Below are 22,179 nucleotides of genomic sequence, written 5' to 3'. Positions count from 1 at the left end.
GCGTGTCGACCCTCACCCCGACCCTCTCCCAGAGGGAGAGGGAGGATGCGTCACTGCAATCCCTTCAGGAACACGAGCACCTGCGCGTTGTAGTCCTGGGGGCAGTCCATCTGGACGGTGTGGCCGCAGCGGTCCAGGCCCACGAGCTTGGAGCCGGGGATGTTCTCGTGCCCGTAGCTCATGATGTCGCGCACCTCGCCCCCGTGGAGGAAGGGATTGGGGATGAGGCGGTCGTCCTCGCCGTAGATGATGAGGGTGGGAACGGAGACGCGGTGGAGGCTGTCGCGCACGAAGTCATTGTGGGCGAGCCCATTCACGGTGCGCACGTTGGCGTAGGCGTAGGAGTCGAACTCGGGGCTCCTGGCCACGCGCACGCGCTCCTCGATGAGCCAGTCGAGCTCGGGGCGCCAGCGCTCGAAGTTGGACTGACGCACGCTGCCCCAGATGCCGTACTCGGGCGAGCCCTTGATGAGGGCGGTGCTGAAGGCGCGCTGGAACCAGGCCTTCTCGCGGGCGCTGAACTTCTCGAAGCCGGCGGGGGACGTGAGCACGAGCGCCTTCACGTCCTCGGGGTAGCGCAGCGCGTAGGAGAGGGACGTCTGCCCGCCCATGGAGTGGCCCACGAGGATGGGCTTCTGGACGCCGAGCTTCTGGGCGAGCTCGTGCACGGCGTCGCCCATGGCCTCCATGGTGTAGGGGAAGGAGGCGGGCTTGTCGGACTTGCCGTAGCCGGGCAGGTCCACGGCGATGACGCGGTAGCCCTGGGCGGCGAAGGCATCGAGCTGGTAGCGCCAGAACTTCAGGTACGAGCCCAGGCCGTGGATGAAGAGGACGGTCCGCTGTCCCTGGGGGTTGAGCTCGACGTAGGCGACCTCGGGCACCCGCTTCGTGCCGTGGGTGGCGGCGGTCTCGGGCAGGGCCAGACGCTGAACGGGCCAGGGCTTGCCGTCGAGGGAGGAGTAGTCGAAGTCCTGGAAGGACAGGGGGGGACGCGCGTTGTACGAGGTGGCGCACCCGGTGGAGAGGGCGGCGAGCGCGAGCAGGCCCAGGGCACGAGTCTTCAGGGTCATCTTCATGGTCAGAAGGCGTACCAGGTGAAGGTGGTGAAGGCGGCCCACGGGTTGGCGGTGACGCGCGGGTTTCCGTCGTAGAAGTTGCCGCGGAACATGTAGCCGCCGTGCAGACCCACGGTCATGAGGTAGCGGATGGTGTAGCGCAGCTCGGCGTTGATCTCCGTGCCGATGACGCGGCCACGGGCGACGCCCACCGTCTCCTCGGGCGGGGTGACGCTGCTGCGCGCATGGCCCACGCCCAGCTTGAGGTTGAGCTTGTTGGGGATGAGGTCATACGCGCCGGTGGCGATGACGCTCTGCAGACCGAAGCCCTGGTTGGAGATGTCCGTCACCGCCCCCGTGTAGTTGTTCACCGTGTTGGTGAAGGGGAACAGGATGAGCATCTTGTGGTTGAACCACACCGCGCCCGGCAGGCCGTACTGGTTGAGGGTGAAGGCGCCGGAGTACTGGCTGTCGGCGAGGTCCGCGTCGCCCGTGGAGAACATGCCCTCGAGCGTCACCAGGTCGCTGTTGGTGCGCCCGAAGTTGTAGAGCAGCTCCAGGTTGGCGGAGAGGCCGCTGATGTCCACCCGCGGGTTGAGGGTGGTGTCCGCGCGGTTGGAGACGAACTGGCCTCCGTTGTACATGAGGAAGCCGGAGGCGCCGAACCGGCCGGTGCGGAAGTCGATGTTGTGGTGGAAGTTGAGGCCCGCCCAGCCGACCCAACCCGAGGGCCGGTCGATGGACAGCCGGGGCACGCCCGTGAAGTTGCCCAGGCTGCTGGAGGACGGGCCGCTCTTCACCAGGCCCTCGAAGGCGTAGGCATCGCCCTTGGTGTCGTCGCGCAGGTACCACAGCGACGCGCCCACGTTGGTGCCGGGCGCCACCGGGTAGCTGTAGTCGGCCATGCCCAGCCAGACGAACTTGAGCCGGGGATCATTGAACTCCGCCTTGTCCGCCTGCACGCTGCCCAGCGGCAGCAGGCTCAGGCGGGACTGGCCCTTGAGGTGGTTGCTGAAGACGGACAGGCCGGTGGCGTCACTGCCCAGGAAGGTCAGCTTGTAGCCGGTGCGGATGATGTCGCCGAGCGGGGCGCGCGTCGGGTCGTAGACCGAGTCGTAGACGGGCTGGGTGCCCATCAGCAGGGTGAGCTGGTTGGGATTCTTCGTGGGGTAGAGGGCGACGTTGACGTTCTTCGTCTGGATGTTGACCTGGTCGGCGTTGAAGCCGCCGCCCTCGTTCTGCTGCACGGCATTGGCGGAGCGGCCCCAGAGGTAGTCCACCTCGAACTGGGCGCGGAAGCTGGCCAGGCCGTCGACGAAGTGCGGGCTGTATTCGATGACCGGAATCCAGCGCTGCTCGACGTAGAAGGCCGGGGCGTTCTCCACGCGCACGGCACTGCCCGCCACCTGGCCGATGGGCCCCAGCGACACGCCCTTGAGGCCTGTCGGGTCGCCGAGCTGGTTGGTGGCGGTGACGCGGGTGAAGAAGTAGTTGATGAGGACGAACTCGCGAGGCTCCGGGTCCTCGTCGCGATTCCTGTCCTCGTACCAGGTGCCGTAGGCCCCGGGCAGCGGCGTGCTCTGTCCCCACGCGGGGAAGGAGAGCCCGGCCGAGCCCAGGGTCAGCGCCAGCGCGCATCCGCGAACCACGGTCCTGCAGGTTGCTTCAGGAAGCCACCGCCACGTCATACGTGTCTCGTCTCCGGAGGGGGAAGGAGGATGCGCGCTGGAACAGGGCGTTCTACTGGACGATGAACGTCTGCACGGCGTTGCCGGTGAAGGTGGCGCCGTTGAGCTTCACCGTCGCCGCGCCCACCGCGCCGTCCGCGCAGCGGTGTCCCGTAGCCTGGCCGGTGAAGAAGAGCTCCAGCTTGAGCGTCTTGCCATCCGCGCTCAGGCTGCCACGGCCCTCCTGGCCAAAGCCGTTGTAGGTGAACGTGGCGTCGAAGCAGCTCAGGTCCGCCTTGGCGTTCTCGATGAGCACGGCCGTGGTGGTGAACTGCAACGTCGCGCCCGGGGCGGTGTGGTCACAGGTGCCCACGTTGAACCTCTGGGGCGCGTCACGCAGGGTCCCCAGGATGCTGGTGACGGTATAGGTGTTGTTGCCCACCTGCATGGTGCTCTTGGTGTAGCACTGGGTGGAGCCCTCGAGGTTCATGTCCTCGTTGAAGCCATTGGGGTGGCTGGGGATGTTGTCGCCCTCCATCACCATCGTCTTGCCCTCGAGCTTCGTCCCCACCTGCGTGTTGGGGTCCACCGGGGTCGGCTCCACCGGATCCCCGCAGCCCACCACGCCCAGCGTGCACAGCATCACCGCCGACAGCAGTTGCTTCTTCATGTGACAGTTCCTCTCTCCCGGCGTGTGCCGGCTCCGTTGACGCAATGTGTCTGGGATTGCCCCGCGGCAGACACAGCGGGGAATACCCTCACCCCAGCCCTCTCCCAGAGGGAGAGGGGGGAGGCGCTCAGCTTACTCCGGCCGCGATGGCGCGCTCACGCAACTCGCGCTTGAGAATCTTTCCCGCCGCGGACACCGGCAGGGACGCCACCAACTCCACCTGCTTGGGCACCTTGTAGCGCGCCACCCGGCCCCGCAGGTGCTCCAGCAGCGCCTCGGCCGTGGCCTGCGCTCCCGGCTTGAGCACCACGAAGGCCCGGCCCACCTCGCCCCATTTCGGGTCGGGCACGCCCACCACCGCGCAGGACTGCACGGCGGGGTGCTCGTAGAGGACCGTCTCCAGCTCCAACGGGTACACGTTCTCCCCGCCGGAGATGAACATGTCCTTCTTGCGCCCGTTGATGAAGTAGAAGCCGTCCGCGTCGCGGTGCGCCAGGTCGCCCGTGTGCAGCCAGCCGTCCTTGTCGATGGCCTCGGCCGTGGCCTCCGTGTTCTCGAAGTAGCCCGAGCACATGGAGGGGCCCTTGAGGATGAGCTCGCCCGTGGCGCCCTCGGGCACGTCGCGGCCGTCATCGTCCACCAGGCGCGCGTCGATGAAGTAGTTGGGCCGGCCGATGGAGCCCGCCTTGGACACGGCGAACTCGGGGCCCATGCTGAAGAGGCCCGGGCCGAACTCCGTCATGCCGAAGCCCTGCTTGAAGGGCACCCGGTGCACCGCCTGCCACGCCTGCAGCAGGGGCACCGGCAGCGGCGCGCCACCGCTCGTCACGAAGCGCACGCTGGAGAGGTCCGCCGAGCGGAAGCGCGGCGAGTCATACATCTGCTGGTATTGCGTGGGCACCGCGAAGAAGAGCGTCACCTTCTCGCGCTCCACCAGCCGCAGCATCTCCTCGGCGTCCCAGCGGCGCATGAGCACCACCGTGCCACCGCTGGAGAGGATGGGCACCGTGTAAACGAGCAGTCCGCCCGTGTGGAACATGGGCGTGTGCGTCACCGTGACGTCCCCGGGCAGCAGTTCGTGGATGAGCGTGTTGAGCGTGTTCCACGCCACCATCCGGTAGCTGATGCGCGCGCCCTTGCTCTTGCCCGTGGTGCCGCCGGTGAAGAGCAGGCAGAGGATGTCCTCCTCGTGCACCCGCGGGTTCGTCACCCTCGAGGCGGGCACGTGCGCGAGCGTCTGGGCGTACGGGATGCTTCCGGGCACCCCCTTCCCCTCCAGGTGGACGAGCTGCAGCCCGCTGCCCACCTGCTGGCGCACGGTGGCCACGCCGTCGCGGAAGTCATCGCCGAAGAGGAGCACGCGCGGGCCGGTGTCGCGCACCAGCTCCGTCAATTCCTGCGCGTGCAGGCGCCAGTTGTAGGGGACGAAGATGGCGCCCAGCTTGCCGCAGGCGAAGAAGACATCCAGGTACTCCACGCCGTTGTGGGCCACCAGGCCCACCCGGTCTCCCGGAGCCACGCCGGCCACGTCGCGCAGCCAGCCCGCGAGCGCCTCGGCGCGCGCGTTCATCGCCCGGTAGGTGAAGCGGCCGGCCTCGCCCTTGGCCTCGTCCACCACCGCGGTGTGCTCGGGCCAGTACGTGGCCCCCCGGCCCATCCAATCGCCGATGAACATGCATCCTCCCCTCCCTGGGTGTCGCCGGTGCCGCGCTCAGGCCGTCCAGCGGTAGAGCGCCGAGGCCATCGCGAGGCCGCCGCCGCTGGCGCACAGCGCCACCAGGCCGCCCTTCTTGATGCGGCCCTGCACCACCGCGTCATCCAGCGTCATGGGGATGCACGCCGAGCCCGTGTAGCCCCACTTGTCCATGGTCCAGTTCGTCTTGGACATGGGCTGCTCCAGCACCTTCATCGTGGCCTCGATGGTGCGCAGGTTCAGCTGGGTGAAGACGAAGTGGTCCACGTCGTTCATCGTCAGCTTCGCCCGCTCCAGCAGCTGCTTGAGCAGCATGGGCCAGCGCTCGGTGTTGAAGGTGGCGGGGAACTTGCGCACGAACTGCACCGAGGGCTTGCCGTTGGTGAGCTCCAGCGTCTGCGCCGTGGCCGGCCGGTACGTGCCGCCCGTGTAGACGCCCAGCGCGTCATGGTACTCGCCGGCCGCCAGCAGCTTCGCGCCCATGAAGCCGGGCTTGTCGCTGGCACCCAGCACCACCGCGCCCGCGCCGTCCGCGAAGAGCGTGCAGGTCTTCTTGTCCTTCCAGTTGATGTACCGGCTCATCCCGTACGCGCCCACCACCAGGATGCGCTGGTAGCTGTCGTCCGCGGCGATCGTCTTGCTCGCCACGTCCAGCGCCGTCACCCAGCCCGCGCACGCGGCGTTGATGTCGAACGTGCCCGCGTTGCTCGCGCCCAGCTTCGCCTGCACCGCCGAGGCCGTGGCCGGGCTCAGGTAGTCCGGCGTGTCCGTGGAGATGATGATGAGGTCCAGCTCCCCCGGCTTCACCCCCGCGCGCTCCATGGCCTGCTTCGCGGCCTCCACGCACAGGTCGCTCGTCACCTGGTTGTCCGCCATCAGGTGGCGCTGCTTGATGCCCACGTTCTGCTGGAGCCACGCGTCCACGGGCTCGCCGATGATGCGCTCCACGTCGGCGTTGGTGAGGACCTTCTCGGGAACGTAGCGGCCAGTGGACAGGATGTTCGCGTATCTCATCGGTTCGTCTTGCTCCGCGGCGCGCGCGCCTTGCGCGGCCCCTTCTTGCTGCCGGTGGCGCCTCCAACAGGACGTGCGTCCATGCCGTGGCGGATGAACTCCATCGCGGTGTCCAACACGTGCTCCAGGCCGCCCTTCTTGTCCCAGAGCACCCAACGCATGCCCAGGAAGTCGCCAATGCCCATCAGGCAGTAGGCCAGCGCCTCCGAGTCCATGCGCCGCACCTCGCCCTGGGTCATGGCCCGCTCCAGGCCCGACACGTAGCCCTCGGCGAAGCGGTCGTAGTAGCGCCGGTAGCACGCCTCATCCACGAACTCCGCCTGCCGGACGATGCGGTACAGGTTGTGGTGGCGGCCCACGAACTGGAAGAAGGTGCGCAGGCCCTCGCGCTCCACTTCAATCCGGTCCTCGCACTCCGCCACCGCCTCGGCGATGAGCCGGCGCAGCCGCGCCCCCAGCTCGTCCACCACCTCGACGAAGATGGACTGCTTGTCCGGGAAATAGACGTAGAAAGTTCCCAGCGCCACTTCCGCCTCCCGGGTAATATCCGCGATGGAGGCGTGCTCGTAGCCCTTCTCCCCGAAGACGGTCTCCGCCGCCAGCAGCAGCCGCTGGCGCGTGCGCTGGCCGCGTGGGGTCGCTGGAACGATGCGCTCGGCTGGCGAAGTTGAAGACCGATTCATCTTTCAACCTTGCGTAACACCCCCCGCGCGGTATTGTCAAAAACCGTCATCACATCCCTGACGCATGAACATGCAACGCATTGCGTCAGCCACGAGAGGGAACGCATGCAGCTCAAGGACTTGAAGGTCATCGTCACCGGCGGCGCCCAGGGCATGGGCGCTCACTTCGCCACGCGGCTCCACGAGGCCGGCGCCCAGGTGGCCGTGGGCGATGTGAACGACGAGAAGCTCGCCGCGCTGCCCGCGGGCATCCACCGCCGCCGCCTGGACGTCTCCAAGGAGGAGGACTGCATCGCCTTCGTGCAGTGGGCCCACGAGTCCATGGGCGGCCTCAATGGCCTCATCAACAACGCCGGCATCCTCCGCGACTCACTGCTGGTGAAGAAGGACCGGACCACCGGAGAGGTGAAGAAGCTGTCCACCGCGGACTGGAACGCCGTCATCGGCGTCAACCTCACCGGCGCCACCTTCATGGTGCGCGAGGTGGTGGCGAAGATGGTGCAGACGGACCAGAAGCCCGGCGTCATCGTCAACATGAGCTCCATTGCCCGGCACGGCAACCGCGGGCAGAGCAACTACGTGTCCGCCAAGGCCGCCCTGGCCGCCAACACCTTCACCTGGGCGCGCGAGTTCGCTCCCTTCGGCATCCGCGTGGGCGCCGTGGCCCCCGGCATGGTGGAGACGCCCATGACGCAGGGCATGAACCAGAAGGCCCGTGACGCCCTGGTGGCCAACATCCCCGTGGGCCGCATCGGCCTGCCCGAGGACCTGTGGCTGGCGGTGAAGTTCGTCCTCGAGTGCGACTACTTCAACGGCCGCACCATCGACGTGGACGGCGGCCTCACCATGTAGGCCAGCATGTAGGCCAGCATGTAGGCCGGTGAACGTGGGCCTCGCGGCTGCGCTCACCATCCAACGGGCCGGCGCGGAACGGGTCAGACCCATCCGCCCGGCCCGTGCGTTTCAGAAGGAAAGGAGGCGGTGAGGGCTCGGGAAGACCCTCACCCCCACCCTCTCCCAGAGGGAGAGGGAGCGCCCGGGGGGGCCCCTTGAAAACCGAGGCCGGGAAAAAAGGGTGCAAGGTGGGACTTCTTCGCCCAGATGCAACCGCAACAAGCGTTCAGGGGGTTGCCGCTTGCAAGTCAAGTGAGTAAATCATTTCCAGTCGGGAATAGACGGGACGCTCGGAAGGTCGAGCACGGCAGGCGGGACACGCCCACCCAGGGCAGCGAGCCCCGCGAGTCGAGGGAGCCGAGCGAACCGCACGCAGTCCGGGAGTCCCGACGCCGAGGGGAACCTCGAGCCCCGCTCAGGTGTCACAACTGAGGGGATGGCTCAGGTGTACATCTCGAGGCCAGCGGCACGGCCGGCATCGAATTCGCGCGAGCGCTGGAGCTGCTCCAACACGCGGGGCGTGCAGTAGAGCGTCACCATCTCCGTGGAGCCCGGCTCGCTGATCCACCGCACGGCGCCCATGAGGTGGTGCGCCTGCAGGTAGTTCAGCACGGCGTCGCGGAAGCACTTGCTCTGCTCACACGCGCTCTTGTGCGCGTGCGAACGGTCGCGGGCGATGGACGGCTGCCAGGTCGCTCCGGGCTGCTCCCGGGGCATGACCATGGCCTCGATCCACCCCTGCGCGCTCTCCACGCGAGAGCCGGGCAGCGGAGTGACCGCGGAGATCTTCGGGAAGCGGCCGGAGGCCCGGCGCGGCGATGTGGCTGTCTTCCTGCTCATCCTGCTTCCTCCCGCAGGCCCGGCGCTCACCTGCCGCCGGCCCTGGTAGCCGCCATCACTTGTAGACCGCCAGACCCCTGCCCGCGCGCCCGGAAGGCGTCTTGGGCAGCTTCAGCACATTGTCCAGAATCAAATCCCTGACTTCAAGTGCCGTCAAGTCCGGGGAACGGCAGCGATATAGCGCGGCGAGTCCCGCGACGTAAGGGGCGGCCATGCTCGTTCCGCTCATTCGTTCATAGAACGCCTGGTTGTTACACCTTCGTTCTGTGCTCGAGTAGACGTTCACGCCATAACCCATCACGTCGGGAACAGATCGCTGATTCACCACGCCGCTGGCCGAAAAGCTGGCCACCCGCCGCGAGAAGTCGACCGCCCCCACGGCCAGGGCCTCCGGGAAGGCCGCCGGGTAACCAGCCGTCCCAGCGCCTCCATTGCCGGCCGCCACGATGGGCAGGACGTTGGAGTCCACCAACCGGCGCAGCAGCGTCTGCAGCGCGCGGATGTTGAGCCGGTACTCCATGTCACTGACACCTTGAGGCGGCTGCACGGGGAACCCCAGGGACATGTTCACCACCGCGGGACGGGTGGCGTTCTCGGGACGTGAGAACTGGTGTAGCAGCCATTCCATGCCGGCGGCTACACGGCCCAGGCTCGTGCGTATGCTTTCGGACTCGATGACCGAGGCGACGTAGAGGTCCACCTCGGGCGCCACGCCGTGGTACTGGCCGGAGGCGATGCCGGCCACGTGCGTGCCGTGCCCATCCGGGTCGAAGCCGCGCACGTCCCGCGCCGGGTTGTGCGGCGAGTTGGGGAAGAGCGAGACGTAGCGGAACTGGATGATGCGGTTCTGGTGCTCGGGGTGGTCCGCGTCCACGCCGGTGTCGAGGATGCCCAGCATCACACCCGCGCCCTTGATTCCCTGGGCATGGGCGGAGTTGATGCCGCACTCCTCGGGCCACTCGCGGTTGACGAGCGAGGACAGGCCCTGGTTGCGCGGGCCGAGCTGCCCCGCGGACACCGGGCCCGGGAAGGTGAGCTGCACCGTGTCCGGGATGAACTCGAAGTCGCGCCCCAGCTCCTCCTTGGCCACGCGCTCGGCCTGCTCCGAGGTGAAGTGCGCCATGGTGGCGCCGATGAGCGGCATGTGGCGGTAGGTGCCCACCTCCGAGGCCGTGGCCGGCTCCATCACCGGGCCATCGTTGTTCACCGACACCTGCACTTCGTTCTTGCGGCCGCGGCCCCTGGCCGGCTTCGCCGTCTTCTTCTTCGGCGCGGTGGGAGGCGTGCTCACCTCGGGCAGCCGCCCGGGCAGCGTGGCGGAGCGCAACCCGAGGCTGCGCAGCATGTCCGGCGCCCGCCCGCTGATCATGAACTGAAGGGCGGTGGTGCGCTGCAGCACGCGCTCTCCCTGCTCCGTGCCCCGCACGCCGGGATGGGCGCGGGTCTCGATCGACTCCTTCGGAACCAGGAGGTAGGACTTCATGATGGGTTCGCTCCTTTACTCGATACCGACTGCTCGGACTGCCCGGCGGCCACGCCCTGACTCCGGCCGCGCCCCCGCGGCGCCGGGGTGCGACACCGTCCTGCGTCACACCGTCGGCTCACAGTGTGACTAGAGCGGCCCCCCCTGACATGAAGCGCGAGCATCCCCGCTCTGGACGCCATCGGCCCCCCGTGTGTTCCAGTGGTTGACTGACACAACGTACGAAACCGGAAACCATTCACTTCGGGGAAGCCTAATACGAGCCGCGACAGGCCGGAAAATAGCGGCCGCACGGAATGTCCGCTGGGGAGATTGCGTTCGCCCGCCTGCCCCTGGGGTGAACCGGGGGGAAGCACCCCCCCCCCCACATTTGTTCGCCACCTGGTGGCAGGGCGGACTATGGCTGTGCCCCGCCCGCCCGCCGGAGAGACTCTTGATTCCCTACATCAAACCGCCTTCCATCCCGCTCGGTCCCTTCACCCTCGAGCCCTTCGGCATCTTCGTGGCACTCGGCGTCCTCTTCGCCGCCCGCATGCTGGCCCGCCACGCCGAGCGCGAGGGCCTCGACTCCAACCCCCTGGCCGACTACGCCCCCTGGGGCGTCGGTGTGGGTGTCGTCGTCGGGCACCTCTTCCACCTCTTCGCCTACCACCCCGAGGAGCTCTCCAAGAGCCCCTTCCAGATTCTGAAGGTGTGGGACGGGCTGTCCTCCTTCGGCGGGCTCATTGGCGGCATCCTCGCCGCCGTCGTCTTCTTCAAGGTCCGCAAGCTGCGCTTCCGCGACTACGCCGACGCCTTCGCCCTCTCCGTCGCCCCCGGCTGGGCCATCGCCCGCCTCGGCTGCTTCGCCGTCCATGACCACCCCGGCGTCCGCACCGACTTCTTCCTCGCCGTCAACTTCCCCCAGCCCCTCGGGCCCCGCCACGACCTGGGCATGTATGACGCCGTCTTCCTCTTCGCCATCTCCGGACTGTTGCTGCTGCTGCGCAACGCCGGGGCCCTGCGCGGCAGGTTGCTGCCGCTGCTCGCGATTCTGTACGCGTGCGGCCGGTTCTTCTTCGACTCCCTCCGCGCCACCGACCTCTCCTATGTCGATGCCCGGTACCTCGGCCTGACGCCCGCTCAGTTCGGGTGCTTCGCCCTCATCGCTTTTGGCGTTTATGGCCTGGCGAAGTGGCGGGCTCCTGAACGCAAGGAGTCTTCGGCTGTCGGCACGGACGCCGGGGTTCAGGCCCAGGCACGGTAGGTTCCACGGGTCTCGGGGTGATGGAGGGGGCTCCATGTGCAATGCCAGGGCGTTGATCTACGACGCGGTCATGGTTCCCGCCGGGTGGTTCGGCCTCGACCGCGCCCGGCAACGGCTCGTCGACGGCCTCTCCGGCTCCGTCCTCGAGGTCGGCACCGGCACGGGACTCCAACTGCCCACCTATCCGCCCGGCGTCTCCTCCGTCGTCGCCATCGACATCGACCCCGAGCTCCTCACCCGCGCTCGCCTCCGCCGCCCCGGCGTCTCCCTCCTGCAGGCCGATGTGCAGCAGCTCCCCTTCCCCGATGGCTCCTTCGATGCCGTCGTCGCCTGCCTCGTCTTCTGCACCGTCGCGGACCCCGCTCGCGGTCTCTCGGAGATCCGCCGCGTCCTCCGCCCCGGCGGACAGCTCCGCCTCCTCGAGCACGTCCGCTCCCCACACCCCACCGTCGCCCGTCTCCAGGACCGCCTCACCCCCGCCTGGAGCCACCTCGCCATGGGCTGTCAGCTCAACCGCGACACCGTCTCCCTCGTCCAGTCCTCCGGCTTCCGCATCACCCACCGCGCCCAGCGGCTTCGTCAGCTCGTCGAGGAGCTCGTCGCCGTTCCCGCTTGAGATTCGGTGTGCAGCGGTTCCTGCACTTACTTCGCGCGGAGTAGTGGCCCGACGCGTGGGCCCCTGGCCTGACACGGGATGCACGGGTCCTCGGATTTCTGGCATCCCGCTCCCGCTCCGTGAAACCTTCGCATCAGCGGTGTCAGAGCAGGAACGCCGTGCGCCCGGTTCTTGCTATCGCCCAGGGGCCATGAAGACGCGCTCCCTCTCCGTGCTCCTGTCTGCCTTTGTCCTGCTCGTCCCCTTCACCCCTCGCGCCAGTGAGGGGGACACGGTGCTCCAGCCCGAGCACCCGGAGCCCGTGAAGCTCGCGCTCGCCACCGGCGCGGGCCATGCGTACGCCCTGCTCGGCGTCCACCTGGAAGCCCGCTCCTCCCACTGGGCCGTCTTCGCCGGCACCGGCCTGCCCCTGCTCCGCGGGCCCTCGGGAGTCCTCGGCATCAAGGCCTTCTCACGCCCCGGAGCGGGCCTCGTCGGCTCCCTCCACTTGAGCTACTTCGGCTCCTACGGCAGCGGGCTCGTCTCGCTGGCCTCGCTCTCGGCCACCGTCGGCTGGCGCTTCCGCTGGCGCGAGACGTTCCTCGAGCTCGGCATCGGCCAGTCCTTCAGCTACGCGCAGCACGCGGACCACCAGGACGGTCCCCATGCCGGTGTCGTGGACCACGAGCTCGGATTCGGGGCCCTCGGGCCCATCCCCTCCCCCAACTTCCTCCCGGATGTGGCGCTCGCCCTCGGCTACGAGTTCTGAACCCCGGCGCCTCCACCCGCGGTCCCAGCCCCCAGCACGCCGCGTCATCTCCTCGGAGCGCCTACCTGTCAGTGAACCGGGCGGATATGCTCCCGCGCCATGACTTTCAAGACCAGCTACAAGGTCGGCCTCGCGGTGCTCCTGTGCTACCTCGTGGCCTGGCTGGACCGGATGGCCATCAACATGACCATCCCGTTCATCCGCACGGAGCTCGACGTCGGGCCGGAGCGCATCGGGTGGATCCTCAGCGCCTTCTTCCTCGGCTACGCCCTCTTCCAGATTCCCGGCGGCATGCTCGCCGACCGCATCGGGCCCCGGAAGGTCATCCTCTTCGCGCTCGCCTGGTGGTCCGTCTTCACCGCCCTCACCGGCGTCGTCGGGGGCCTCGCCAGCATGCTCGCCGTGCGCTTCCTCTTCGGCATCGGTGAGGGCATCTTCCCCGCCGCCGTCTGGAAGGTCATCGGCAACTGGTACACCAAGAAGAACCGCGGCACCGCCAACGCCATCATCCTCTCGTCCGTGGCGTTCGGCCCCGCCATCTCCTCCCTGCTGCTGGCCTGGTTCCTCCCCAAGCTCGGCTGGCGCGGCAGCTTCTTCGCCCTCGGAGGCGCCGGCGTGCTCTGCCTGCTGGCCGCCTGGCTCTACATCACCAATTCCATCCAGGACAACCCGAAGGTCTCCCGCGAGGAGCTCGAGGAGTTCGAGCGCGACAGCCGCTCCCAGGCCGCCAACGCCGAGCAGACGCTCGAGAAGGCCAGCTTCGGCCAGCTGCTCAGCTCCCCCGCCATCTGGGTCCTCTTCTTCGTCGCCCTCATCTACAACCTCACCATGTACGGCTGGCTCAACTGGCTGCCCACGTACCTGCTCGAGGTGAAGAAGCTCTCGCTCACCAAGACCGGCCTGCTCGGCGCCCTGCCGTTCCTCTTCGGCGGCATCGGCTGCACGCTCGCCGGCTACGTGTCCGATCGCTGGTTCCGCGGCCGCCGCAAGTACCTCGTGTTCGGCTGCCAGGCGCTCGGCGGCATCTGCCTCTACCTCTTCACGCAGATCAACGATCCCGTCCCGTACATGATCGCCCAGTGCATCGCCGGCTTCCTGCTCTTCATGGCCGCCGGCGCCATCTGGACCCTCCCCATGATTCTCGTCCCCCCCAAGCTCATGGGCTCGGGCTCCGGCTTCATCAACACCGGCGGGCAGATCGGCGGCTTCCTCACCAACATCCTCATCGGCAAGGTCATCGAGTGGAACGGCAATGACTACGCCACCGGCTTCCACTTCATGCTCGGTGCGCTCGTCGTCGCCGCCCTGCTCGTGCTCGCCGGCATCCGCGAACAGTCCGCCGCCGCTCCGCCCAAGCCGTCCACCGAGCCCGCGCTGTCCTGAGCACGGGGGGTGCTCGGCGCCACGGCCCCTGCTCGCGGTGGAGCACGGGGCCTTGGGGTCCACGAGGCGCTCTCACAGGCTCGACCCGGGGTCCGGATACCCTCACCCCGACCCTCTCCCGGAGGGAGAGGGAGGGGCCTCCGTGCCACTCAGCTGCTGTTGCTCCTCCGCGCCACTCAGTTGCTATTGCTACCAGTAGTTCACGGACTTCAAATCGAAGATGTCCGTGATGCCGTGCGCCCGGAGGATCTGCGTCGCCATCGCGCTGCGCCCTCCCGCCTGGCAGTACACCACCACCTTCGTCCCCGGCGGGCCCACCTCCCCCACCCGCTGCGGCAACTCCTGCACCGGGATGTTCCTCGCCGGCTCCGGATGCCCCATCCGGAACTCCTCCGGCGTCCTCACGTCCAGCAACACCCACCCCTCCCCCACCAGCTCCCGGGCCTTCTCCGACAGTTCTTTCGGCGTCATGCCCCCGGACTGTAGCCGGAAACTGGAGCCCTCCCACCACGGCGCTACAGTCCCGTCGCACCATGTTGGACAAACACGCCCTGCTCGATCAGCTCGCCGAAAGGCTCCGCCAGAGCGACCGCCTCGCCCACCGCGCCGAGCTCGAGGCCCGTGAGGCCGCCCGCACCCTCGCCACCGAGTCCGAGAAGAAGGAAGACGGCCGCGCCGTCATCGAGTACGGCAGCCTCGCCACCGGCCAGGCCCAACGCGCCCGCCGCGTCCAGGAGGAGATCAAGGCCCTCTCCGACTTCCAGCAGGAGGGCCTCCCCCGCTTCTCCCGCAAGAGCCCCGTCGGCCTCGGCGCCCTCATCGACGTGTCCACCGAGGACGAGGAGGGCTTCTCCGAGCGCACCTTCTTCCTCCTCCCCGTCGGCGCCGGCACCGAGCTCACCGGCCCCGGCGGCGATGGTTTCCTCTCCGTCATCACCCCCGCCTCCCCCGTCGGCCGCGCCCTCCTCGGACGTCGGGCGGGTGACACCATCGAGGTCACCCTCGCCGGGGAGGTACGCGAGTGGACGGTCCTCGAGGTCGCCTGACCTCCCCGGCTTGCTCCGCGACCCCGACTCCTCTCACGCTTCCAGGGTGAGCAGTCGCCGGGGGGCCCTGCCCGAGAGGAGGTCGCGCGCCATGTCCCAATCCCGTGGAGCCGCGAAGAGCATCCGGCCGGAGCCTGCCGAGGCGCCTTCTCCCACCTCCGGGGACGACTGGTCCTTCGCCGCCGACCACCCCGATGGCTACATGGCCGTGTCCGCCGTGCGCGACGACTCCGGCACCCTGGTGGACTTCCGCTGGCTGTACGCCAACCCCGCCGCCGAGACCCTGATGGGCATGAGCCTCGCCTTCGTGCTCGGCCGCGGCATCGTCGAGCTGCTCCCCGACGCGCGCAGCCGCGGCATCCACTCCCGCTTCGCCCTCGTGGTGGAGACCGGCCAGCCCTACGTGGACGAGGTCTACTTCCCCCTGGAGAACCGCGAGCGCTGGTTCCGCCTCGTCGCCCTCAAGCGCGGCGATGGGCTCTCCGTCTGGTTCAACGACATCACCCGCCGCAAGCGCGAGGAGCGCGAGTCCACCTTCCTCGCCGAGGCCAGCCACCTGCTCACCGCCTCGCTCGACGTGGAGAGCGCCATGAACGAGCTGGCCCGCCGCTGCGTCCCCTCCTTCGCCGACGCCTGCGTCCTCCAGGTCATGGACAGCCGCGGCCAGCCCCTCCTGCGGGAGACCGTCGCCACCGAGCCCGTCCAGGAGGCCCTGCTCCTCGAGGTCCTGCGGCGCTCGTCCGAGGACTCCGGCGGCGAGGACTCCAGCGGCGAGGCCTCCAGCGTCGTCCCCGGCCAGCCCGGCCTCGTGGGCCTGCTGCTCCCCCAGGACGTCCCCCAGCTCCTCACCGAGCTGACCCCCGCCCTCCTCCAGTCCCTCACCCGAGACCCCGAGCACCTGCGCCTCATGCAGGCGCTCGGGCCCCGCTCCCTGGTGGCCGTGCCCCTGCGCGCGCGCGGCCGCATCCTCGGCGCGCTCGTCCTCTTCACCTTCTCCCCCCGCTCCTTCGGCCGGGAGGACCTGCGCTTCGCCGAGGACCTCGCCGACCGCGTGGCCCTCTCCGTGGACAACGTCCTGCTCTTCCGCGAGGCCCGCCAGGCCGTGGCCCAGCGCGATGAGTTCTTCACCGTCGCCGCCCACGAGCTGCGCACCCCCACCACCTCCCTCAAGCTCAACGTCCAGTCCCTGCTGCGCGGCGCCCGCCGCGCCGAGGCCGGCCAGACTCCCCCCTCCCTCCTGGCCAAGCTGGAGAACATCGACCGCAACGCCGGCCGCCTCAACGCGCTCGTCAACGAGCTGCTGGACGTCACCCGCATCCACGCCGGCCGCCTGCGCCTGGACCTGGAGCCGGTGGACCTGGCCGCGCTCGTCCAGGACGTGGCCGCCCGCTTCGAGCTGCCCGCCTCCCAGGCCCACAGCCCCATCCTCCTGGAGCTCTCCGGCCCCGCCACCGGCTCCTGGGACCGGCTCCGCCTGGAGCAGGTCGTCACCAACCTCCTCTCCAACGCCCTCAAGTACGGCGCCGGCAAGCCCGTGCGCCTGCGCGTCTCCTCCGACGCCTCGTGCGCCCGCCTCGAGGTGCGCGACGAGGGCATCGGCATCGCCCCCGAGAGCCTCCCCCGCCTCTTCGGCCGCTTCGAGCGCGCCGTGTCCGACCGGCATTACGGCGGCCTCGGCCTGGGCCTCTACATCACCCGGCAGATCGTCGAGGCCCTGGGCGGCACCGTGAGCGTCACCAGCACCCCGGGGGCCGGCGCCACCTTCACCGTCCTGCTCCCGCTCGAGGCCACCCACTGAGCGCCTGAGCACCCTTCCCCACACCCACGGGCAGGCCCCGGGTGTCGGGCGATGGACGAATCACGCGGGGGCGGTGGATTTGGAACGGGCAAGCTGATTGGAAGGGGGGAGCATGAGAGCCGAGCCCGCTCGCCCGCCACCGTTACCCCTCACCTGGCCCGCAGCGGTATTCGGTCTCATCTTCGGCGTGGCGATGACGTACGTGCCGTACGAATTCCACGCGGCCTCCTTCCGGCCCCTGTACCCGTACGTGCGCCCCATGGGCGTGGCCTACCTGGCCAGCAGCGTGGTGCTCATGGCCACCCTGCTCTACGCCCAGGTCCCCCGCTGGTTGGACGTGCTGGGACGCGTGGGCTTCGGCGCCGTCACCGGGCTGTACTGGTGGGTGCTCAACGTGCGCACCGGCGGCCTCACCGGCGCCATCCTCTACCCGCTGCTGCTGGCGGGCCTGGCCCTGGAGGCGTCCCCCGCGTGGCGGCGGCGCGAGGTGTTCCGCGGCGTGGTGGCGCTCGTCGCGCTCGCCTTCGGCCTGCTCATGCTGCTGGCCGGCCAGCACTTACCTCCCGTCTTCTACGCCTCCGTGGCGCCGCTGCTCGTGCCCATGGGGCTCGTCTTCCTGGGCTGCGGCGTGGGGCTGCTCTCCCCCGCCCACCCCCGCTGGCCACGGCTGCCGCGCCTGCTGCTGGGCCTGCTCGCGCTGGACTTCTCCGTCCTCGCCTGGGCCCAGAGCCGCCTCGGCGCGGGGCCCGGCGCCAGCATCTACCTCATCCTCACCCTGGCGTGCGTCGCCTCGGCGCTCGGCCTGAGCCCCCGCGCTCCCCGCACCATCGGCTTCAAGCTGCTGCGCGGCCTGGCCTTCGCCGGCGTGGTGCCCCTGCTCGCCCTGGGCGGCTTCGCGGCCTGGATGGCCCAGAACGCCATCGAGCGCCAGGTGCGCGACGACACCATCCGCGCCGCCGCCGGGGAGGCCGACTTCCTCGTGCGCTACCTCGACGACGCGCGCGAGTCCCTGCAACTGCTGCTCGAGTCCCCCGGCTTCCGCAAGGCCTACGCCCACCGCGACAACGCCCAGGTGGCCCTCTACCTGCGCAACCTCCCCGCCCAGGCCCGCGCCTTCGACGCCGCCATCGTCGTGGACAAGGACGGCGAGGGCTTCGCCGCCTCCTACGGCACGAAGAACCTCGGCAGCTTCGCCCACCGCGACTACTACGCCGGGGTGATGAGCACCGGCGCCCCCTACATCTCGCGCCCCTACATCAGCATCCTGGACCTGCCCCACGTCGCCATCGCCCTGCCCTTCAAGCAGGAGGGCAAGCTGGACGGCATGCTGGTGGGCCTGCTCTCCCTGGAGCGCCTGTCCGCCGCGGTGACGCCCGCCGCCCAGCGCTTCCGCGTCCAGGTGTTGGACCGGCGCGGCCTGCTGCTGCTGCGCGACACCCAGCCCGGCGCCCCCCTGCTGAGCGAGACCCACCTGCCCGCCGTCCTGCGCCAGCAGCTGTCCACCAGCGAGGAGGGCGTGGTGGAGACGTTCGGCCCGGAGGATCAACGGATTCTGCTGGCCGCGGACGCGCCCGTGCCCGGCACCGAGTGGAGCGTCGTCGTGGCCCAGGACCTGGGCGTGGCCTACCGCGCCATCACCCGCACCAGCGTGGCCTTCATCGCCATCCTCGCGCTGGGCGTGCTGCTCATGCTGGCCCTGTCCCGGTTCGTCGCCCGCGACATCATCCGCCGCCTGGAGACGCTGGTGGAGGCCACCTCCGCCATCGGCCGGGGCGAGCTGTCCCGCCGCGTCCCCGTGGAGGAGAACGACGAGCTGGGCGGGCTGTGCCACGGCTTCAACGAGATGGCCGCCCGCACCGAGGCCGCCCAGGGCGAGCTGCGCGAGGCCGTGCGGCTGCGCGAGGAGTTCCTCTCCGTGGCCAGCCACGAGCTGCGCACGCCCCTCACCCCCCTCAAGGGCTTCGCCGCCCTCACCCTCAGCCGCATGGAGAAGGGCGGCGACTTCCCCGAGCGCGAGCGCACCCTCAAGGCCCTGCGCTCCATGGCCCGCCAGACGGACCGCCTCACCCGCCTGGTGGATGATCTGCTGGACACCTCCCGCATCCAGGCCGGCCGCTTCGAGCTGGAGCGCGCCCCGTTGGATCTCCTCCCGCTGGTGCGCGAGGTGATCGAACGCTTCGAGATGCGGGGCAACGAGGGGCTGCGCTTCGTGCTGGAGGCCCCCGCCCAGGCGGTGGAGGGCCTGTGGGACGGGCCCCGGCTGGAGCAGGTCATCACCAACCTGCTGGCCAACGCCGTGCGCTACTCGCCCCAGGGCGGCACCGTGCACGTCAGCTTCCACCTGTCCCCCGACGCGGTGGAGCTCCAGGTGCGAGACCAGGGCATCGGCATCCCCGCCGAGAGCATCGCCCTGCTCTTCCAGCCCTTCGCCCGCGCCTCCAACGCCACCGCGCGCCACTTCGGCGGCCTGGGCCTGGGCCTCTTCATCTGCCGGGAAATCATCCAGCGCCACGGTGGCTCCATCTGGGCGGAGAGCCCTGGCGCCCAGCTCGGCAGCTGCTTCCACGTCCGCCTGCCCCGCGAGGCACCAATCGCCCGCGTGGCCGCCGCAGCCAGCTGATCCACGAACAAGCAGGAAGACACGGTTTTCTTGGAGGATGGTGCAGAAGGGTGTAGGGCAGGCTATCGTAATTCTCCAGCGAGGCGGTTCCCCCGGGCCCCCCCCGAACCCGTGGAGCCGAAGCACCCCCATCCTCATGCATCCGAAGCCCCTGCAGACCCACGCGGAAGATGGCACGGCCCTCGGGACGTGCGGCCCGCCCAACGACGTCGCCGAGCGGCGGGCGACGACGGACGCGCTGGCCCGGCGCGAGCGCTACCTGACCGCGGTGGTGGAGATCCAACAACGGCTGCTGGCGGCCACGGCCTCGGAGAACCTCTTCGAGCGGCTGGTGGCGCCCCTGGGCGAGGCCTCGGGCGCCAGCCGCGCCTATATCTTCGAGGCGCACCGCTCGCCGGACGGCAATCAGCTCTTCAGCCAACGCGCCGAGTGGTGCGCGCCCGGGGTGACGCCGGAGCTGCACAACCCGGTGCTGCAGGACATGCCGCTGGAGCGGCAGATGCCGTACCTGTACGAGCGGCTGTCGCGCGGGCAGGTGCTGTCGGGGCTGGTGAAGGACTTTCCGCCCGAGGAGCGGGCCGTCCTGGAGCCGCAGCAGATCCGCTCGGTGCTGACGCTGCCCTTGTGGGTGCACGGCACGCTGGCGGGCTTCATCGGCTTCGACAACTGCGCCGAGGAGCGCGCGTGGGACAAGCTGGAGGTGGACCTGCTGTGGGCGGCGGCGGGAGCCATCGCCCTGTGCATGGAGCAGCGGCAGTCCGAGCGCGCCCTGCGTGAGCGCGAGCTGCGCTTCCGGCGCATCGCGGAGAACGCCTCGGACGTGCTGTACCGCTACCAGCTGGCGGGCACGCGCAGCTTCGCCTTCATCAGCGGCGTGGTGACGAACAACCTGGGCTTCTCCCCGGAGGAGCACTACCGGGACCCCGACCTGTGGCACCGCCAGGTGCACTCGGAGGACCTGCAGGTGCTCGAGCAGCTGCTGTCCGACCCACAGCGCATGGCGGACACGCCCGTGGTGGTGCGCTTCACCCGGCGCGACGGGCGGCTGGTGTGGCTGCAGCACGTGGTGACGCCGGTGCTGGACGCCACCGGGCTGTGCGTGGCGGTGGAGGGCATCGCCCGGGACATCACCGAGCGCCGCCAGTTCGAGGAGGCCCTCAAGCTGTCCGAGGCCAGCTTCCGCCTGCTGCTGGAGGGCGTGCCGGAGCCGGCGGCCATCCAGCGCGACGAGCACATCATCTACGCCAACTCGGCGCTGGTGACGGCGCTGGGCTTCGAGCGGCCGCACGACTTGATGGGCCGGCGGCTGCAGGAGTTCCTGGTGGACGAGCCGCCCACGCCCGAGGGCATGGTGTCGCTGGTGACGGGCGAGCGGCGCATGCGGCGGCAGGACGGCAAGGTGCGGGTGGTGGAGTTCGCCTCGCTGCCGCTGCTCTTCGACGGCGAGCCGGCCGTGGTGTCCATCGCGCGAGACGTCACCGAGCAGCGCAAGCTCCAGTCCCAGCTGTCGCTGGCGGACCGCATGGCCTCCATGGGCACGCTGGCGGCGGGCATCGCGCACGAAATCAACAACCCGCTGGCCTTCGTCATCTCCAACCTGGGCTTCCTCCTGGACGAGATGCGCCGCATGCCGTCCATGATGCCGGGCGGGCTGGCGGCCCGGCCCGAGGTGGACGAGTGGCGCTCGGTCATCATGGAGGCCCGCGAGGGCGCCGAGCGCGTGCGGCAGATCGTCCGCCAGCTCAAGGCCTTCTCCCGCCCGGACGAGGAGCGGCTGGAGGCGGTGGATCTGCACGCGGTGCTGGACTCGGCGGTGATGCTGGCCGCCAATGAAATCAAGCACCGGGCTCGGCTCAAGCGCGAGTACGGGCCGATGCCCCACGTGAAGGGCAACGAGGGCCGGCTGTGCCAGGTATTCCTCAACCTGGTGGTGAACGCGGCGCAGGCCATCCCCGAGGGCGCGGCGGAGAAGAATGAAATCCGCCTGGTGACGCGCGAGGGCGAGCAGGGCCGGGTGATCGCCGAGGTGCAGGACACGGGCTCGGGCATCCCTCCCGAGGTGATGGGCCGCATCTTCGATCCGTTCTTCACCACCAAGCCGGTGGGCGTGGGCACGGGACTGGGCCTGTCCATCTGCCACGGCATCATCACCAGCCTGGGCGGTGAAATCTCCGTGGAGAGCCAGCCGGGCCGGGGCACCACGGTGCGGGTGGTGCTGCCCGCGGCCGAGCAGGGCGCCCGGGTGCAGAAGCCGGCGCCCCCGCCCCAGGTGCCCATCACCCAGCGCGGCCGGGTGCTCATCGTGGACGACGAGCCCGCCGTGGGACGCGCCCTGCGGCGGATTCTTCGCGAGCACGAGGTGGAGCTGGCCACCAGCGGGCGGCAGGCGCTGGAGAAGCTGACCACGGACCACCGCTTCCACGCCGTGCTGTGCGACGTGATGATGCCGGACCTGGGCGGCAAGGACCTGTACGAGGCCATCCAGCAGGGCGGCTCGGGGCTGGAGCGGCGCTTCGTCTTCGTCTCGGGCGGCGCCTTCACCCAGGGGGCGAGGGACTTCCTGGCCCGGGTGCCCAACCCCACGCTGGAGAAGCCCTTCGACGAGACGGCCGTGCGGCGCGTGGTGCGCGAGCTGGTGATGAACAACGCGGCCGCCGTGGGGAACTGACGGCATCCTCCGGTTGTCCGACCCTCCTCCGGGTGACGGATGGGGAAAGCGGCGT

Annotated in this window: 18 protein-coding genes; 9 read left to right on the top strand and 9 right to left on the bottom strand. The window is 69.5% G+C overall.

The annotated features are described in order from the left end of the window. Positions 1–50: 50 nt before the first annotated feature. From VFZ09_RS02785 to VFZ09_RS02760, 6 genes are all read right to left on the bottom strand, one after another. Positions 51–1,070, bottom strand: coding sequence for an alpha/beta fold hydrolase (locus VFZ09_RS02785; protein ID WP_414640667.1), 1,020 nt, complete (start codon positions 1,068–1,070; stop codon positions 51–53). A gap of 8 nt (positions 1,071–1,078) precedes the next feature. Continuing rightward, positions 1,079–2,704 carry a hypothetical protein gene (locus VFZ09_RS02780; protein ID WP_329725884.1) on the bottom strand — a complete coding sequence of 542 codons (1,626 nt, stop codon included), beginning with the start codon at positions 2,702–2,704 and terminating at the stop codon, positions 1,079–1,081. Positions 2,705–2,795: 91 nt separating this feature from the next. Next, positions 2,796–3,392 carry a hypothetical protein gene (locus tag VFZ09_RS02775; protein ID WP_329725883.1) on the bottom strand — a complete coding sequence of 199 codons (597 nt, stop codon included), beginning with the start codon at positions 3,390–3,392 and terminating at the stop codon, positions 2,796–2,798. Between the two features lie 127 nt (positions 3,393–3,519). Then, the gene (locus tag VFZ09_RS02770; RefSeq protein ID WP_329725882.1) at positions 3,520–5,067 is read right to left on the bottom strand and encodes a long-chain fatty acid--CoA ligase; all 1,548 of its coding nucleotides are present in this window, start codon (positions 5,065–5,067) and stop codon (positions 3,520–3,522) included. A 36-nt stretch (positions 5,068–5,103) separates the two neighbouring features. Then, positions 5,104–6,099, bottom strand: coding sequence for a ketoacyl-ACP synthase III (locus VFZ09_RS02765; protein WP_329725881.1), 996 nt, complete (start codon positions 6,097–6,099; stop codon positions 5,104–5,106). Beyond that, positions 6,096–6,782, bottom strand: a complete 687-nt coding sequence (locus tag VFZ09_RS02760; protein WP_329725880.1) for a TetR/AcrR family transcriptional regulator — start codon at positions 6,780–6,782, stop codon at positions 6,096–6,098. The genes VFZ09_RS02765 and VFZ09_RS02760 overlap by 4 nt, the downstream gene beginning before the upstream one ends. 105 nt (positions 6,783–6,887) lie before the next feature. Here VFZ09_RS02760 and VFZ09_RS02755 point away from each other — a divergent pair, with 105 nt between their 5' ends. Continuing rightward, on the top strand, positions 6,888–7,634 hold the full coding sequence (locus VFZ09_RS02755) for an SDR family oxidoreductase (RefSeq protein ID WP_329725879.1): 747 nt from the start codon (positions 6,888–6,890) through the stop codon (positions 7,632–7,634). A gap of 483 nt (positions 7,635–8,117) precedes the next feature. Here the strand turns inward: VFZ09_RS02755 and VFZ09_RS02750 are convergent, their stop codons facing one another. Further along, entirely contained in the window at positions 8,118–8,516 is a 399-nt protein-coding gene (locus VFZ09_RS02750) for a hypothetical protein (protein WP_329725878.1), read from the bottom strand. A 55-nt stretch (positions 8,517–8,571) separates the two neighbouring features. Further along, positions 8,572–9,999, bottom strand: coding sequence for a S8 family peptidase (locus VFZ09_RS02745; RefSeq protein WP_329725877.1), 1,428 nt, complete (start codon positions 9,997–9,999; stop codon positions 8,572–8,574). A 433-nt stretch (positions 10,000–10,432) separates the two neighbouring features. Here VFZ09_RS02745 and VFZ09_RS02740 point away from each other — a divergent pair, with 433 nt between their 5' ends. The 4 genes from VFZ09_RS02740 to VFZ09_RS02725 all read left to right on the top strand — a co-directional run bounded on the left by VFZ09_RS02740 (position 10,433) and on the right by VFZ09_RS02725 (position 13,992). After that, the gene (locus tag VFZ09_RS02740) at positions 10,433–11,245 is read left to right on the top strand and encodes a prolipoprotein diacylglyceryl transferase (RefSeq protein ID WP_329725876.1); all 813 of its coding nucleotides are present in this window, start codon (positions 10,433–10,435) and stop codon (positions 11,243–11,245) included. Positions 11,246–11,279: 34 nt separating this feature from the next. After that, on the top strand, positions 11,280–11,861 hold the full coding sequence (locus VFZ09_RS02735) for a class I SAM-dependent methyltransferase (RefSeq protein ID WP_329725875.1): 582 nt from the start codon (positions 11,280–11,282) through the stop codon (positions 11,859–11,861). A 190-nt stretch (positions 11,862–12,051) separates the two neighbouring features. Beyond that, a complete protein-coding gene (locus VFZ09_RS02730; protein ID WP_329725874.1) occupies positions 12,052–12,609 on the top strand; it encodes a hypothetical protein in 558 nt (185 codons plus the stop codon). 99 nt (positions 12,610–12,708) lie between these two features. Continuing rightward, positions 12,709–13,992: an MFS transporter gene (locus VFZ09_RS02725; protein ID WP_329725873.1), complete on the top strand. Its 1,284-nt coding sequence runs from the start codon at positions 12,709–12,711 to the stop codon at positions 13,990–13,992. A gap of 189 nt (positions 13,993–14,181) precedes the next feature. Here VFZ09_RS02725 and VFZ09_RS02720 read toward each other — a convergent pair whose 3' ends face one another. Next, positions 14,182–14,463, bottom strand: a complete 282-nt coding sequence (locus VFZ09_RS02720; protein WP_329725872.1) for a rhodanese-like domain-containing protein — start codon at positions 14,461–14,463, stop codon at positions 14,182–14,184. Between the two features lie 62 nt (positions 14,464–14,525). On the opposite strand from VFZ09_RS02720, the gene VFZ09_RS02715 reads away from it, so the two are divergent. The 4 genes from VFZ09_RS02715 to VFZ09_RS02700 all read left to right on the top strand — a co-directional run bounded on the left by VFZ09_RS02715 (position 14,526) and on the right by VFZ09_RS02700 (position 22,124). Further along, complete coding sequence (locus VFZ09_RS02715) at positions 14,526–15,038, top strand: GreA/GreB family elongation factor (RefSeq protein ID WP_329725871.1); 513 nt, start codon at positions 14,526–14,528, stop codon at positions 15,036–15,038. 91 nt (positions 15,039–15,129) lie between these two features. Further along, entirely contained in the window at positions 15,130–16,836 is a 1,707-nt protein-coding gene (locus VFZ09_RS02710) for a sensor histidine kinase (RefSeq protein WP_329725870.1), read from the top strand. A gap of 112 nt (positions 16,837–16,948) precedes the next feature. Beyond that, a complete protein-coding gene (locus VFZ09_RS02705; RefSeq protein ID WP_329725869.1) occupies positions 16,949–19,456 on the top strand; it encodes a sensor histidine kinase in 2,508 nt (835 codons plus the stop codon). Between the two features lie 136 nt (positions 19,457–19,592). Next, positions 19,593–22,124 (top strand): ATP-binding protein, encoded by a 2,532-nt coding sequence (locus tag VFZ09_RS02700; protein WP_329725868.1) that lies wholly within the window; start codon positions 19,593–19,595, stop codon positions 22,122–22,124. Positions 22,125–22,179 lie beyond the last annotated feature (55 nt).

This window comes from Archangium sp. (assembly GCF_036277355.1).
Taxonomy (GTDB): Bacteria; Myxococcota; Myxococcia; order Myxococcales; family Myxococcaceae; genus Archangium.
The sequence above is the reverse complement of the archived record's forward strand: the minus strand, read 5'-3'. Positions and strand labels throughout refer to the sequence as shown.

Bases quoted from the DNA above. Each gene is read 5' to 3' on its own strand.
- VFZ09_RS02765 (WP_329725881.1), bottom strand. From the start codon at position 6,099: ATGAGATACGCGAACATCCTGTCCACTGGCCGCTACGTTCCCGAGAAG.
- VFZ09_RS02750 (WP_329725878.1), bottom strand. From the start codon at position 8,516: ATGAGCAGGAAGACAGCCACATCGCCGCGCCGGGCCTCCGGCCGCTTC.
- VFZ09_RS02735 (WP_329725875.1), top strand. From the start codon at position 11,280: ATGTGCAATGCCAGGGCGTTGATCTACGACGCGGTCATGGTTCCCGCC.
- VFZ09_RS02720 (WP_329725872.1), bottom strand. From the start codon at position 14,463: ATGACGCCGAAAGAACTGTCGGAGAAGGCCCGGGAGCTGGTGGGGGAG.
- VFZ09_RS02775 (WP_329725883.1), bottom strand. From the start codon at position 3,392: ATGAAGAAGCAACTGCTGTCGGCGGTGATGCTGTGCACGCTGGGCGTG.
- VFZ09_RS02705 (WP_329725869.1), top strand. From the start codon at position 16,949: ATGAGAGCCGAGCCCGCTCGCCCGCCACCGTTACCCCTCACCTGGCCC.
- VFZ09_RS02785 (WP_414640667.1), bottom strand. From the start codon at position 1,070: ATGACCCTGAAGACTCGTGCCCTGGGCCTGCTCGCGCTCGCCGCCCTC.
- VFZ09_RS02725 (WP_329725873.1), top strand. From the start codon at position 12,709: ATGACTTTCAAGACCAGCTACAAGGTCGGCCTCGCGGTGCTCCTGTGC.
- VFZ09_RS02700 (WP_329725868.1), top strand. From the start codon at position 19,593: ATGCATCCGAAGCCCCTGCAGACCCACGCGGAAGATGGCACGGCCCTC.
- VFZ09_RS02730 (WP_329725874.1), top strand. From the start codon at position 12,052: ATGAAGACGCGCTCCCTCTCCGTGCTCCTGTCTGCCTTTGTCCTGCTC.
- VFZ09_RS02760 (WP_329725880.1), bottom strand. From the start codon at position 6,782: ATGAATCGGTCTTCAACTTCGCCAGCCGAGCGCATCGTTCCAGCGACC.
- VFZ09_RS02755 (WP_329725879.1), top strand. From the start codon at position 6,888: ATGCAGCTCAAGGACTTGAAGGTCATCGTCACCGGCGGCGCCCAGGGC.
- VFZ09_RS02710 (WP_329725870.1), top strand. From the start codon at position 15,130: ATGTCCCAATCCCGTGGAGCCGCGAAGAGCATCCGGCCGGAGCCTGCC.
- VFZ09_RS02745 (WP_329725877.1), bottom strand. From the start codon at position 9,999: ATGAAGTCCTACCTCCTGGTTCCGAAGGAGTCGATCGAGACCCGCGCC.
- VFZ09_RS02715 (WP_329725871.1), top strand. From the start codon at position 14,526: ATGTTGGACAAACACGCCCTGCTCGATCAGCTCGCCGAAAGGCTCCGC.
- VFZ09_RS02770 (WP_329725882.1), bottom strand. From the start codon at position 5,067: ATGTTCATCGGCGATTGGATGGGCCGGGGGGCCACGTACTGGCCCGAG.